The organism is Ruegeria sp. CG11 (genome assembly GCF_056537245.1).
Genome location: NZ_JBQFRE010000001.1, coordinates 1,095,340 through 1,109,087 on the forward strand (window position 1 = coordinate 1,095,340; position 13,748 = coordinate 1,109,087).

Annotated in this window: 16 protein-coding genes; 10 read left to right on the plus strand and 6 right to left on the minus strand. The window is 59.1% G+C overall.

Features of this window, described 5'->3' with window-relative positions; genetic code table 11:
* The first annotated feature begins 85 nt into the window (after positions 1 to 85).
* The 8 genes from ACR0KW_RS05480 to ACR0KW_RS05515 all read left to right on the plus strand — a co-directional run bounded on the left by ACR0KW_RS05480 (position 86) and on the right by ACR0KW_RS05515 (position 7,750).
* A complete protein-coding gene (locus ACR0KW_RS05480) occupies positions 86 to 1,066 on the plus strand; it encodes a TraB/GumN family protein (protein WP_480804080.1) in 981 nt (326 codons plus the stop codon).
* A gap of 111 nt (positions 1,067 to 1,177) precedes the next feature.
* Positions 1,178 to 2,098: a manganese-dependent inorganic pyrophosphatase gene (locus ACR0KW_RS05485; RefSeq protein ID WP_480804081.1), complete on the plus strand. Its 921-nt coding sequence runs from the start codon at positions 1,178 to 1,180 to the stop codon at positions 2,096 to 2,098.
* Positions 2,099 to 2,220: 122 nt separating this feature from the next.
* Complete coding sequence (locus ACR0KW_RS05490; RefSeq protein WP_480804082.1) at positions 2,221 to 3,297, plus strand: DUF389 domain-containing protein; 1,077 nt, start codon at positions 2,221 to 2,223, stop codon at positions 3,295 to 3,297.
* Positions 3,298 to 3,399: 102 nt separating this feature from the next.
* Positions 3,400 to 4,275, plus strand: a complete 876-nt coding sequence (locus tag ACR0KW_RS05495) for an HAD family hydrolase (RefSeq protein WP_480804083.1) — start codon at positions 3,400 to 3,402, stop codon at positions 4,273 to 4,275.
* Positions 4,276 to 4,375: 100 nt separating this feature from the next.
* Entirely contained in the window at positions 4,376 to 4,819 is a 444-nt protein-coding gene (locus ACR0KW_RS05500) for a MaoC family dehydratase (RefSeq protein WP_170325944.1), read from the plus strand.
* 494 nt (positions 4,820 to 5,313) lie between these two features.
* Positions 5,314 to 6,246, plus strand: a complete 933-nt coding sequence (locus ACR0KW_RS05505) for a bifunctional riboflavin kinase/FAD synthetase (RefSeq protein ID WP_480804084.1) — start codon at positions 5,314 to 5,316, stop codon at positions 6,244 to 6,246.
* The gene (locus ACR0KW_RS05510) at positions 6,243 to 6,716 is read left to right on the plus strand and encodes a YcgN family cysteine cluster protein (protein WP_480804085.1); all 474 of its coding nucleotides are present in this window, start codon (positions 6,243 to 6,245) and stop codon (positions 6,714 to 6,716) included. The genes ACR0KW_RS05505 and ACR0KW_RS05510 overlap by 4 nt, the downstream gene beginning before the upstream one ends.
* On the plus strand, positions 6,716 to 7,750 hold the full coding sequence (locus tag ACR0KW_RS05515) for a threonine aldolase family protein (RefSeq protein WP_480804086.1): 1,035 nt from the start codon (positions 6,716 to 6,718) through the stop codon (positions 7,748 to 7,750). Before ACR0KW_RS05510 ends, ACR0KW_RS05515 begins: the two co-directional genes overlap by 1 nt.
* Here the strand turns inward: ACR0KW_RS05515 and ACR0KW_RS05520 are convergent.
* Together ACR0KW_RS05520 and ACR0KW_RS05525 are read right to left on the minus strand one after the other, a co-directional pair.
* Positions 7,747 to 8,556 carry an alpha/beta fold hydrolase gene (locus tag ACR0KW_RS05520; RefSeq protein ID WP_480804087.1) on the minus strand — a complete coding sequence of 270 codons (810 nt, stop codon included), beginning with the start codon at positions 8,554 to 8,556 and terminating at the stop codon, positions 7,747 to 7,749. The genes ACR0KW_RS05515 and ACR0KW_RS05520 overlap by 4 nt on opposite strands.
* Positions 8,553 to 9,155, minus strand: a complete 603-nt coding sequence (locus ACR0KW_RS05525) for a DsbA family protein (protein ID WP_480804088.1) — start codon at positions 9,153 to 9,155, stop codon at positions 8,553 to 8,555. The genes ACR0KW_RS05520 and ACR0KW_RS05525 overlap by 4 nt, the downstream gene beginning before the upstream one ends.
* A gap of 108 nt (positions 9,156 to 9,263) precedes the next feature.
* Between ACR0KW_RS05525 and ACR0KW_RS05530 the strand changes: the two genes are divergently transcribed.
* Together ACR0KW_RS05530 and rpiB are read left to right on the plus strand one after the other, a co-directional pair.
* A complete protein-coding gene (locus tag ACR0KW_RS05530; protein ID WP_480804089.1) occupies positions 9,264 to 10,283 on the plus strand; it encodes a ribose-phosphate pyrophosphokinase in 1,020 nt (339 codons plus the stop codon).
* A 59-nt stretch (positions 10,284 to 10,342) separates the two neighbouring features.
* Positions 10,343 to 10,792, plus strand: a complete 450-nt coding sequence (gene rpiB / locus ACR0KW_RS05535; RefSeq protein ID WP_480804090.1) for a ribose 5-phosphate isomerase B — start codon at positions 10,343 to 10,345, stop codon at positions 10,790 to 10,792.
* Between the two features lie 85 nt (positions 10,793 to 10,877).
* Here the strand turns inward: rpiB and ACR0KW_RS05540 are convergent, their stop codons facing one another.
* From ACR0KW_RS05540 to atpD, 4 genes are all read right to left on the minus strand, one after another.
* Positions 10,878 to 11,279, minus strand: a complete 402-nt coding sequence (locus tag ACR0KW_RS05540) for a hypothetical protein (RefSeq protein ID WP_480804091.1) — start codon at positions 11,277 to 11,279, stop codon at positions 10,878 to 10,880.
* Positions 11,280 to 11,424: 145 nt separating this feature from the next.
* The gene (locus tag ACR0KW_RS05545) at positions 11,425 to 11,775 is read right to left on the minus strand and encodes an H-type lectin domain-containing protein (protein ID WP_480804092.1); all 351 of its coding nucleotides are present in this window, start codon (positions 11,773 to 11,775) and stop codon (positions 11,425 to 11,427) included.
* A gap of 116 nt (positions 11,776 to 11,891) precedes the next feature.
* Entirely contained in the window at positions 11,892 to 12,302 is a 411-nt protein-coding gene (locus tag ACR0KW_RS05550) for a F0F1 ATP synthase subunit epsilon (RefSeq protein WP_170325954.1), read from the minus strand.
* Positions 12,303 to 12,314: 12 nt separating this feature from the next.
* On the minus strand, positions 12,315 to 13,739 hold the full coding sequence (atpD, locus tag ACR0KW_RS05555; RefSeq protein ID WP_170325955.1) for a F0F1 ATP synthase subunit beta: 1,425 nt from the start codon (positions 13,737 to 13,739) through the stop codon (positions 12,315 to 12,317).
* Between the last annotated feature and the right edge of the window lie 9 nt (positions 13,740 to 13,748).

Here is a 13,748-nt window from a genome sequence, read left to right on the forward strand (position 1 = left end):
CCACATGCAAGCCTCTGATCTGCCTTGCATACCACCTAGCACCGGGGCAAGGTTCGGCAACGATGACACCACCGGGATGATACACATGCGCCTGTTCCTGTTCCTGATCTGCCTGCTGTTGCCCGCCACCGTTCAGGCCGCGTGCGAAGGGCGTGATCTGAAGGCCGATCTGACACCCGCAGCGTGGGCGGAACTGGAACAGGCCCTCGAAGGTGTCCCCTACCCGGATGGCAACCACTGGATCGCGACCAAGGGCGACACGGTGCTGCATCTGATCGGCACGCTACACCTGAACGATCCGCGCATGGACGCAATTGTCGAACGCCTGACGCCGACACTCAGCCAGGCCGATGCGTTTTATTTCGAAGTGACTCGGAACGAAATGGACGCTTGGGAACAGGAACTGGCCCTAGACCCGAGCCCGATCATGATCACGTCCGGCCCCACCCTGATTGACCTGCTGCCCAAAGACGCGTGGGCGACTCTGTCTTCTGCATTGGACGAGCGCGGCATACCCAGTTGGATGGGGGCAAAAATGCGCCCCTGGTTTCTAGGCATGACGCTGGCCATGCCTGCGTGTCTTATTGGCGACCCGGAGGCCAGTCGCGGGCTGGACGCACGCCTGACCGAATTGGCCGAAGAAAACGGCATCCCGCAATTCTCGTTGGAGAGCATCGAGGAACTGATGGCGATGTTCGAAATCCACACCATCGAAGAACAGGCGGAATCGCTGGCGCGGATGGCCAATGCGTATCAAAACAGCGACGACCAAATGGCCACCATGAAAAATGCCTACTTTGACGAAAATCACGCGCATTCCATTGAACTGGGTCGCGTCATGGCGCGCAAGTATTCCGGCATGGCACCCGAAGTTTTTGACGAGGAATGGGGTGCGTTCGAACAATACCTGCTGATCGAGCGGAACAACAACTGGATGCCGCATATTCTGAACATTCAGGATCAGACCGCCGTGATCGCCGTGGGCGCGGGGCATCTTAGCGACACACACGGCCTGCTGAACCAGTTGCAACAGGCCGGATACACCCTGATCCGCGCGCCCTTTTGACCTGAAGCCAGCGAAATCCAGACCAACCGTCGCAGCGTAAACTCTGCCGGGTGACAACCCCGGCGGACCGCCCTATAAGGCGCGCAAATTTATCATCCTCAGGACGCTGACATGACAACTCTTGTATTTGGCCATAAATCCCCCGACACCGATTCCACCGGCTCTCCGATCCTGTGGTCATGGTACCTGAACGAAGTCAAAGGCGAACAGGCCGAGCCCGTTCTGCTGGGCGAACCCAACACCGAAGCCGCGTTCATGCTGCAGCGCTGGGACCTGCCCAAGCCGCGCATCATCGACGACGTCGAAGCCGACGCGCCGGTTGTCATCGTCGACACCAACAACCCGGCCGAGCTGCCCGCCAGCGTCAACAGCGCCGACATCCGCGCCATCATCGACCACCACAAGCTGGTCGGTGGACTGGAAACCAAAGGCCCGATCGACATCACCGTGCGCCCGCTGGCCTGCACCGCGACCATCATGGTCGACCTGATGGGCGACGACGCCGCCAAGATGCCCGAAGCCATCAAAGGCGCGGCTCTGACCTGCATCCTGTCGGACACGCTGGAATTCCGCTCGCCCACCACCACCGCGCATGACCGCGACGTGGCCGAGAAACTGGCCGCCGATCTGGGTCTGGACGTTTCGGCCTATGCTGCCGACATGTTCGCGGCGAAATCGGACGTGTCGTCCTTCTCGGACGCCGAACTGATCCGCATGGACAGCAAGGAATACGAAGTTGACGGCACCAAGTTCCGCGTCTCGGTTCTGGAAACCACCGCACCCGGCGTCGTGCTGGACCGCAAGGCCAGCCTGGCTGACTCGATGGTAGACGTTGCCAAGGAAGATGGCGTTGATCAGGTTCTGCTGTTCGTGGTCGACATCCTGAACGAAGAAGCCACCCTGCTGGTGCCGAACGATCTGGTCAAAGGCGTAGCCGAAAAAAGCTTTGGCGCATCGGTCGATGGCGATGCCGTGGTCCTGCCCGGCATCATGAGCCGCAAAAAGCAGATCATTCCGAACCTCAAAGTCTGATCTTCGGAACACATCAAAGAAAAGGCGCCCCAAGTGGGCGCCTTTTTTCATTGCAGTACGGGATTTGCGCAAACCGCTTCCGTTGTTACTCTGATTGGTACAAGGGGTATCAGATCCAAAGTATGAGTACGCGCAAGTTCAGCACAACACGCAGCATCCTGCGGTTTGAAGGCAATGACAAAGCGGCCTATTGGAGACGCTTTGCCATGCTGCTGACGCTGTCGGTGGTGATCGCCACAATGGGAATGCTGCGCAATTCCGGAGCTGTGGTCATCGCCGCGATGCTGGTGGCCCCATTGATGACCCCTATTCTGGGCGTGGCCTCAGCCATGGTCATGGGCTGGCTGGGTCGCGCGTTCAACCTCGCCCTGATTGTTTGCGGTTCGGCAGTTCTGTGCGTTCTGCTCGCTTGGTGTCTTGTTTATGTCGCTGACGTTCCGCGCGGCATTCTGATCCCCGATCAGGTTCTGGCCCGAACCGATCCCGGCACCGAAGATCTGATCGTTGCACTGGCCGCGGGCGTGGCAGGTGCATATGTGCAGATCAACCGGTCCGAAGCCAGCCTTCTGCCCGGAGCGGCCATCGGCGTGTCGCTGGTGCCTCCCCTATCAGCCTCAGGTGTGCTGCTCTATTTCGGCGAACCGGCCGAGGCCTATGAGGCAGGATTGCTGTTCGCCACGAATCTGGGTGCAATCATATTGTCCGCGTGTGCCGTCTATATCGTCTATGCAGCCCGCTCGGTGGTGTTCAGCAAGGGGCGCCGCAAACTGAATTTCACCGCCAGTGTCGCGGTGACATTGGCCTTTCTGGCTTTCGTCGTCCTACAACTGGGTAAATCCACCTACAACCGTTATCTCGAAACCCGGACCGAGGCGCAGCTTGCCCAAACCATCCGCGACTGGGCCGACCCGGTCTCAGTCGAGATCATACGCGTCGATGTGAACGCAAAAAGCAAACACGCCGATATCTGGCTGATCGTCGACCTTCCGATCGAAGCGGCCTACAAAGTCTCTTCAATCGTGGGGCTTCTGCCGGAAAGCCTGCGCGAGACACCTCTGGTTGACGTCCTGCGAGAGGAGCTTGGACCGGGTTATCTGGTTGTCGTTCGGTTCCAGAACCGGATAGGCGCGCAGATCATTCTGGGCACCGATACCGTCCAGCAAGCACCTGACGTGGATAAAATCACCGAAGAAAACTGACTGGCGCCGTATTTAGGCGGCAATCAGCATTGCGGGATGGTCAAAACACTCCAGCTTTGCGATAGCTGAGGCAACTTCACTATTAACTCCCCGAGGCCTTCAATGACCCAGATCATCCACGCCCTCTCCGAAGTCTCCGGCCGCTACAAGGCGCTGTTTGTCGACCTTTGGGGCTGTGTCCACAACGGTATCACCGCCTTCCCCGAGGCCGTCGCTGCCCTGCAGGATTACCGCGCAAAGGGCGGGGTTGTGGTGCTGGTCACGAATTCTCCAAAACCGCGCGCGGGCGTGGCTGAACAGCTGGTACAGTTCAATGTCCCCGCCGAAGCTTATGACACTATCGCCACCAGCGGCGATTCCGCACGTTCGGCGATGTTCCGGGGTGCGGTGGGCGAAAAGGTCTACTTCATGGGGGAATGGCAACGGGACGCCGGGTTCTTTGAACCGCTGAAACTGCTGCACCACCCCATCCACATCGAACGCGTCCCTCTGGACGAGGCCGAAGGCATCGTCTGCTGCGGCCCGTTCGATCCGATGGCGGGCCCGTCGGTCAACCGTCCCGATTTCCTCTATGCCAAGCAAAAGGGCATGAAGCTGCTCTGCGCTAATCCCGATATCGTGGTTGACCGGGGCGAGGTCCGGGAATGGTGCGCAGGCGCGCTGGCCAAGCTCTATACCGAGATGGGTGGAGAGAGCCTGTACTTCGGCAAGCCGCATCCGCCGATCTACGATCTGGCCCGCCGCCGGTTACAGGAAATGGGTCATGACATCCCCGATGGCGACATTCTGGTGATCGGTGACGGCCCCCATACCGACATTCTGGGCGGCATGGGAGAGGGGATTGATTCTCTGTTCATCTCGGGCGGATTGGCTGCGGCCGAAACAAAAACTGAGCACCATCCGCACCACGAATCTCTAACTGATTATATTGCAAGGGAAAATATCAACCCCACCTATACAATCGGCCGTTTAAGATAGTCAGAAAAGACTTGATTTTCTGCGACTGCGAAGTAATAAAGTTGCCGAACAGGGGTGACTTCGGTTGTTTTGTTGCCCTACGGATTTAAGTGAGGGCGACATGTTGGACAATCTTCCGCGCGGCACGATCTGTATCGAAGACATCGAAATGGGCATGACCCGTCACCTGCGCAAAGTGGTGACGGATGAAGACATCGAGATGTTCGCGCAGGTTTCGACTGACCGGAATCCGGTGCATCTGGATGACGATTATGCCCGCGACACGATCTTCGAGGGCCGCATCGCGCATGGGATGCTGACTGCGGGCCTGATCTCGGCCGTAATTGGGGAACAACTGCCTGGTCACGGTACGGTTTACATGGGTCAGTCGCTGAAGTTCCTGGCCCCTGTCCGCCCTGGCGACATGGTCTATGCCGAGGTCAAGGTGATCGACATCGACTTTTCAAAGCGTCGGGTCAAACTGGACTGCCACTGCTCGGTCGACGGTAAGAAAGTGCTGATCGGTGAGGCCATGGTGCTGGCCCCGTCGCGCAAGTTCGACTGACTTGAGTTGAGGTGGAAAGGGCGTCGCATTGATGCCCTTTACTTTAGTGACAATGCAAAGGCTTTTTGCCTGCATGGCAACATTTCCCGGGCGGAGAGTCTCTATGGCAGCCACCTCCGTGTGCAATCTCATCGCCTGACACGAACCCAAAATGCGAAACAGCAGACACAGGTCCCTCTGTTAGCAAGCACGCACATATTCCAATAAACAAGAACTTCTTCATCTCTCTTCCAGTGGTAACTTGTTCATTAAGTTTAATATCATTTTGATACCGCCTGACGTATTGCTCTACAAACTTGAGGTCGGCCTATCAGGCTACTCAAACTGATCGAAAACGCATCAATACAAATCAGCTAGGATGCACCGAATGAGTTGTGCCCCCAATGGCCAAACCTACGGATGCGGCGAAGCAGAGATTTTTGGTCTGGCTGGTCCGACCCTGACGACGCAATCAGACGCTTGAACCCGCCCCGCAGTCCCGATAGGCAGGCGCTATGCGCATTATCCGGGATTTCCAGTTTATCGAGCCTCAGGACCGCGGCGCCAGTGTGGCGATCGGGAATTTTGACGGCGTTCATATCGGCCATCAGTCGGTGATCGAACTGGCGCGCAATGCCGCCCCGGATGCCCCTTTGGGTGTAATGACGTTTGAACCCCACCCGCGCGAGTACTTTGCACCCGACGCGCCCCCTTTTCGCCTGATGCGCGGCAACGCCCGCGCGCACCGTTTGGAAAAGCTGGGTGTGCGAAAGCTGTACGAATTGCCCTTCAACGCCGCCCTGGCCGGACTGACACCCGAGGAATTCGCTCGCAACGTGATCTGCGACGGGCTGGGCCTGTCGCATGTGGTGGTGGGGGCCGATTTCTGCTTCGGCAAAGGCCGCAGCGGGACGGCGGATGACATGGTCCGCTTTGGGCAGGAGATGGGGTTCGGCGTCACCATTGCCCCGCTGATGGAACGGTCCGAGAACGTGGTGTCCTCGACAGCAATCCGCACTGCCCTGTCGGAAGGCCGCCCGCGCGATGCCGCCGCCATGCTGGGCCATTGGCACCGGATCGAGGGCGAAGTGATCGGTGGCGAACAGCGTGGCCGCGAGCTGGGCTTCCCCACTGCAAACATGTCCATCGAAGGCTTGCACCCGCCGAAATTCGGCGTCTATGCGGTGCTGGTCGATGTGTTGGACGGCCCCCATCAGGGCAGCTATCACGGCGCGGCCTCGGTCGGGACGCGACCGATGTTCCATGGCGAAGTGCCCAATATCGAAACCTTCCTGTTCGACTTCTCGGGGGATCTTTATGGCGCGACCCTGTCGGTCGGCCTGATCGACTATCTGCGCCCCGAGATGACCTTTGACGGGCTGGACGGTCTCATCACCCAGATGGATGCCGATTGCGACAAGGCCCGCAGCATTCTGGCTGCGCTATGACCGCCGATCCGATTGATCGCAACGGCCTGAGCCCCCGCTTCTGGGAACGCAAACCGCTGACCAAGATGAACCAGCGCGAGTGGGAGGCGCTGTGCGACGGATGCGGCAAATGCTGCCTGAACAAGCTGGAAGACGAGGATACAGGCGAGGTCGCCCTGACCTGCGTCGCCTGCCGCCTGCTGGACGATGAGACCTGTCGCTGCACCCAATACGACATCCGCCACCAGTTCGTGCCGGAATGTATCGTGATGAAGCCCGACAACATTGACGACCACGCCTATTGGCTGCCGCAGACCTGCGCCTATCGGCTGCTGTGGGAAGGTAAACCTCTTTACGACTGGCACCCGTTGATATCTGGTACGCCGAACAGCGTGCACGCCGCCGGAATGTCGGTTCAGGGGCGCACGGTGTCCGAGTTCGAAACACCGCTTGAAGAGTGGGAAGACTATATCATCGAGGAGCCCAGCTGATGTATTTCGCCTCTGACAATTCCGGGCCGGTTCACCCGCAGGTCATGGCCGCATTGAACGCGGCCAATGAAGGTTATCAGATGGCCTATGGCGCCGATACGCTGATGAACGAGGTGCGGGATCGCATTCGCGGTATCTTCGAGGCTCCGGGCGCGGCGGTTTATCTGGTGGCCACCGGAACGGCAGCGAATTCGCTGGCACTGGCGACGCTCGCAAACCCTTGGGATACGGTATTCTGCTCGCCGGTCGCGCATATCCACGAGGATGAGTGCAACGCGCCCGAGTTCTACAGTGGTGCAAAACTGACACTGGTGCCGGGCGGCGATAAAATGGACCCCGAGGCCCTGCGCCGCTCTATCCTGGCCGAAGAAACGCGCGGCGTGCATGGCCCCCAACGCGGGCCGGTGTCGATCACGCAGGTCACGGAACGTGGGTCGGTCTATTCGCTGGCCGAATTGCAGGCGCTGAGCGGTGTGGCCAAGGAATACGGCCTGCCAGTGCATCTGGACGGCGCGCGGTTCACCAATGCGCTGGTTGCGCTGAACTGCTCTCCGGCCGAGATGACGTGGAAGGCGGGCGTGGACGCGGTCAGTTTTGGCGGCACCAAGAACGGGCTGATGGGGGTCGAGGCAGTTGTCTTCTTTGACGAATCCAAAGCCTGGGAGTTCGAACTGCGCCGCAAGCGCGGGGCGCATCTGTTTTCCAAGCATCGCTATCTGTCGGCGCAAATGGCGGCCTATCTGCAGGATGATCTGTGGCTGAAACTGGCACGTCAGGCCAATGACAATTGTGCCCGTCTGGCCGAGGGGTTGCGCGCCAAGGGGGCCTCATTCCTGCTCGAACCGCAGGCGAACATGATCTTCGCGCAATTCTCGCGCGCGCGGCACAAACAGCTGCACGACGCGGGTGCCGTCTATCACCTGTGGGGGACGGAACTGGACGGGGCCGATGATGCGGAAATCCTCGCCTGCCGTCTGGTCTGCGACTGGTCGATCAGCGCTGAGGATATCGACCGGTTCCTCGCCCTGCTTTAACGGTCGCGGGCATCCCGCCAAAACTGCCGCACAAAACGCCCTGTGTCTTGCGGATGCGAAATCGGCACCATATGACCTGCGCCCTCGGCCACGGCGCAGGACGCGTTCGGTAGCCGTCGTTGCAACCCTTGACCGATCGCAGGCATCACTGGGTGCGTCTTTGATCCGCTGAGGATCAGAACCGGCGTGGTTGCGCGGTCCAAAATACCGGTGTTCAGCAACCCCTTTTGATCCTGAAACAGAACGTCCTCTACCGCGGGAACAACGTGCACGCCTCGCACCATCGCGGCACGCGTACGCTCGGGCAGGTCTGGCCAGCGGGGGCTGTCATCGGTGCTCCACATTCTGTTGAACAGGCGCGCGGCCAGCGCCATGTCTCCGGCGGCCAGAGCATCGGTGTAGGACTGCGCCTCGTGGTCATGCTTCGCCACCAACTCGGGCGCATCTTGTTTCGCGACAGCAAAGAACACGGGCTCGATCAACACAGCGCTGCGGATCAGGTCTGGATGTTCGACCGCAAGGCGCAACGCGATCATGCCGCCAAAGGAATGGCCGATCACGTCCATCGGCTCGGTCAGCTGTGCGACCGCCGCTTCCGTCGCGAGGTCGAAAAAATCGCCCTGCCCGTCCCAATCCGGACTGCGCCCATGCGACAGCATGTCGGGAGCGATCAGGGTCGCCTCACCCTCCAGTGCCCCTTCCAAACTAGACCACGCACCGGAATGCGCAATCGTGCAGTGCAGGGCCAGCACATTTCGCGCGCCCTGCCCCAAGGTTCTGACATGAACCGGTGACAGGTCCTTCACCCTTTCATCTCGGCCAGGTGCCGATCTAGATCGTCCAGCCGATCCTGTCCCCAGAACCTCTGATCATCCTCAGTGATATAGAAGGGCGCACCAAAGACGCCGCGATCCACAGCCTCTTCCAGATTGGCGGCATAGGTTTCGGCACCCACAAGCAGGCCACTATCCGCAAGGTTCGGATCAAATCCGGCTTGAGACAGGCAATCGCGGATCACGTCATCCTGTGCAATGTCCTTCTCCTCGGCCCAACAGGCGCGCAGGAGAGACTGGACCAGCTTGCCCACATCGCCAGACCCATCCTTGGCCGCCGCAATCACGGCATAAGAGGACGGCGCCATATTGGTCGGCCAATGTGCGGGCTGCATATTGAACTCCAGGCCCAAATTCCTGGACTGCCGCAGCAATTCCTGCGCCCGGTATTCGACGCGCGAGATATGTCGATCCTTCGGCTGCGTGCCCCCGGTGCGTGCGAACAGGGCCATGATATCCAGCGGTTTGTAGTTGATCGTCGCGTCATGCTTGGCCGCGATTTCTTCAAGCCGTGCGCCCGCCAGATAGGTGAATGGCGAAATTGTCGCAAAATAGTAGTCAATGGTGGCCATGTTCACTTTCTCCCCTGCGTTATCTTTGCTGGACGGTAAGGCCATGCTAAGCGGTGTCAACATCACGAATCTGTCACATTTGCCATTGCTGCCCGGGGACCTCAGCCGATGCCGACACTCAACGAACCCAAGCTTATCGCTGGGAACGCCAATCTTCCGCTTGCCGATTCTATTGCACGCCGCATGAGCCTGTATCGCGGCGTCGATCAAGGTCTGGTCGATGCGCGGGTCGAACGGTTCAACGACGGCGAGATCTTCGTCGAAGTGTTCGAAAACGTCCGGGGCGAGGATATGTTCATCGTCCAGCCGACCTCGAACCCGGCCAATGACAATCTGATGGAATTGCTGATCATCGCCGACGCGCTGCGCCGCTCGTCCGCGCAGCGGATCACTGCGGTCATCCCCTATTTCGGCTATGCGCGTCAGGACCGCCGCACCAAAGCCCGCACACCGATTTCCGCAAAGCTGGTGGCCAACATGCTGACCGGTGCAGGGATCGAGCGGGTTCTGACCATGGACCTGCACGCCGCGCAGATCCAGGGGTTCTTTGATATCCCGGTGGACAACCTCTATGCCTCGCCGATCTTTGCGCTGGATGTGAAACACCAGTTCAAGGACTGCATGGATGAGATCATGGTGGTCTCGCCCGACGTTGGCGGCGTGGCCCGCGCCCGTGAGCTGGCCAAGCGGATCAACGCCCCCCTGTCGATCGTGGACAAGCGCCGCGAAAAAGCCGGTGAAGTGGCCGAGATGACCGTGATCGGCGACGTCAAAGACAAGATCTGCCTGATCGTCGACGACATGTGCGACACAGCAGGTACGCTGTGCAAAGCGGCGCAGGTGCTGCTGGATAATGGCGCGAAAGAAGTGCACTCGTACATCACTCACGGCGTCATGAGCGGCCCGGCGGTCGAGCGCGTGACGAACTCGGTGATGAAGTCTCTGGTTCTGACCGACACGATTCAGCCCACCAAAGAGATCGCGAAGGCTAAGAACATCCGCATCGTTCCGACCGCGCCAATCTTTACCCAGGCAATCCTGAACATCTGGAACGGCACCAGCGTGTCGTCGCTGTTCGAGGACAAGACCCTGACGCCGATCTACGAATCCATGTACCATATGGACTGACGGAGACGGGCGGCCCAACAGCCGCCCTTTTCGTTGAAAACCCAAAGCAGGACGTTTCCGTGACAGCCTCAAAACGCATTGTTCTTTCCAGCGACCACGCAGCTATCGAGTTACGCCAAGCCGTCGCCGACCACATCGCCGTAAAAGGCTGGGACGTGGTCGATATCGGACCGACTACACCCGAAAGCACGCATTACCCCAAACATGGCAAAGCCGCAGCGCATGCCGTGGCCTCGGGTGACTGCCAGCTGGGAATTATCCTGTGCGGCACCGGACAGGGTATCATGATGGCGGCAAATAAAGTGCCCGGCATCCGTTGTGGCGTCTGCTCGGACGCGTTCTCGGCCCGGATGATCCGTCAGCACAACAACGCCAACATGCTGTCCATCGGCGCGCGCGTGGTGGGTGAAGGCCAGGCGCTGGACATTGTCGACGCCTTCCTAACCGCCGAGTTTGAAGGCGGCCGTCACGCAACCCGCGTGGACATGATCGAAGGCAACGACAGCTGAGAATTCTCGTCTTCGGACTTGGGACAGTTTTAGCCAGACCTGAAACAGGTCTGGCTTTTCAGTTTTGGCCGTCCGTTTTAAAGGTTCAATTATCCCTGAACCGCCTTGGCAGACGTCTAAAGATCAACAGGCTGAGCAACCCAAAGAACCCCAACGGCTTTGTATCCGCTGTCGTGCCAGCAAAATCGTCCTCGGACAGCTCACACCGCACGATCTCACGAATACCAGCGTAGCGCGTGCCGGAGACGGCCTGTCTTACAGCGACTTCGGCCTGATCAAAATCGTTTACGATAAAACCGAAACTGACTTCATCCGCCCCGATTTCAGCGCCTTCCCATTCCCCCAGATTTGCATCGATTAAAGCGCTCTCGATATGCTCCATCGCGGCGTTTCTGAAATCCAACGCCTGGGCGCTAAATGCGCTGCGATCAGTAATATCCGGAATGTCAGTTATGCTGTAGATAATCTCAATACTCTTGTCGGACATGCGTTAACCCTATTTTTCAATATGTTCCGGCGATAGTCCGTGATGAATGAGGCGTTTTCATGAAGGTCTGAGGCGGGCACCATCAATTGTGCACAATTGCAAGCTGCTAAAGCAAGACCCGTTTTCAAGCAAAGGCCATCCGCCCTCACGATATTTCCCAGTCGTCCTCATGCGCGACCTCTCCGATGGCGGTCCACGTCGCCCGTATCCGGGCAATCCGGGTGTCGGACCACGTTCGGAACACAGCGTCGAACCCCCCGGGTGAAATATCCTCGGCCGTCACTTCGGCGCGCAGGGCCGATGACGTGTCCACATCCCACAGCGACACGCCGATCTGAACCACCGGCACCGACCGGAAGGGTTGACTGAAGGTGATGGATTTCCGCCGCTCGCGTGGGCCCTCGCCCGTCCACATGTCGCCACCATCGGCAAATTCCGAAAACAGCACGGCCTCGCCTTGGTCGATACCAATCGGGTGGGTTCGAAATGTCTTCATTCCATCATCTTTATCTTTGAATTCCGCCACCTTATCCCGGCGCTTTGGCAAAATCACCACAAAAAAACGGCCCCGCGCAAGCGAGGCCGTTTTCGACATTCTGAATGCAGTGAGCCTTACAGACTCATATGCGTTCCAAGGGCTTCCATGTCGGCCAGCAGCTTGGCGGCGTCGTCGACGATGGTCTGATCGTCGCCGTTCTTGGCCACTTCGTGCGAAGCACGAGCCTCGGCGATCAGGTCGTCCAGTTGCGACCGGGTCACCTCGGTCACCGGAATGGCCTTTTCAGCCAAAACCGACAGACCGTCGCCATTGATCTGAGCAAACCCGCCGGTGACCAGATATTCGCTGGACCCTTCCGGTGAGTCGACCTTCAGGATGCCCGGGCGCAGCGTGGTGATGGTTGGGGCATGATCGGGCATTGCCGTCATGTCCCCGTCCGCGCCGGGAATCTGGACCGCCGTCGCCGCAAGCGAAGCAAGGCTCCGCTCGGGGCTGACGAGGTCGAATTGCATCGTGTTTGCCATCAGGGATACTCCTTAGGCGGCTTCTGCGGCCATCTTTTCCGCTTTGGCGATCACTTCTTCGATGCCGCCAACCATCAGGAAGGCTGCTTCGGGCAGGTGATCGTATTCGCCGGCCACAACAGCCTTGAACGACGAGATGGTGACATCCAGAGGAACCTGAACACCCGGCGAACCGGTGAAGACCTGAGCCACGTCGAACGGCTGCGACATGAAACGCTCGATCTTACGGGCACGGGCCACGGTCAGTTTGTCTTCTTCCGACAGTTCGTCCATGCCAAGGATGGCGATGATGTCCTGCAGCGACTTGTAGCGCTGGAGAATCTGCTGAACGTCAGTCGCAACCTTGTAGTGCTCTTCACCAACGATGGCCGGGTCGAGCAGACGCGAGGTCGAGTCGAGCGGGTCAACCGCAGGGTAGATACCCTTTTCCGAGATCGCACGGTTAAGAACGGTGGTCGCGTCCAAGTGAGCAAACGAGGTTGCCGGCGCAGGGTCGGTAAGGTCGTCCGCAGGCACGTAGATCGCCTGCACGGACGTGATCGAGCCCGACTTGGTCGAGGTGATGCGTTCTTGCAGGGCGCCCATGTCAGTGGCCAGTGTCGGCTGGTAACCCACAGCGGAAGGAATACGACCCAGCAGAGCCGAAACCTCGGAACCCGCCTGCGTGAAGCGGAAGATGTTGTCGACGAAGAACAGAACGTCGGTACCGGACTGGTCGCGGAATTGCTCGGCCAGGGTCAGACCGGTCAGAGCAACACGTGCACGTGCTCCCGGAGGTTCGTTCATCTGACCGTAAACCAGGGCCACCTGCGATTCCGACAGGTTGTCCGGCTTAATAACGTTCGATTCGATCATCTCGTGGTACAGGTCGTTCCCTTCGCGGGTCCGTTCACCAACACCCGCGAACACCGAGAAGCCTGAGTGCACTTTTGCGATGTTGTTGATCAGTTCCATGATCAGAACGGTTTTACCAACGCCGGCACCGCCGAACAGGCCGATCTTACCGCCTTTGGCGTAGGGGGCCAGCAGGTCAACAACCTTGATGCCGGTTACCAGGATTTCCGACTCGGTCGACTGTTCGTCGAACTCGGGTGCGGGCTGGTGGATGGCGCGGGTTTCAGTTGCTTCAACGGCGCCCTTTTCGTCGATCGGCTCGCCGACAACGTTCAGGATGCGGCCCAGGGTTGCGTTACCAACCGGAACCGAGATCGGCGCGCCGGTGTCGGTAACCGCTTCGCCACGGACCAGACCTTCGGTCGCGTCCATCGCGATGGTGCGGACAGTGTTTTCACCCAGGTGCTGAGCAACTTCCAACACCAGGCGCTTGCCGTTGTTGGTGGTTTCCAGCGCGTTCAGAATTTCAGGCAGCTGATCTTCGAAGTGCACGTCGACGACGGCCCCGATGATCTGTGTGACTTTGCCTTTTGCATTCGCCATGTTTCGTCT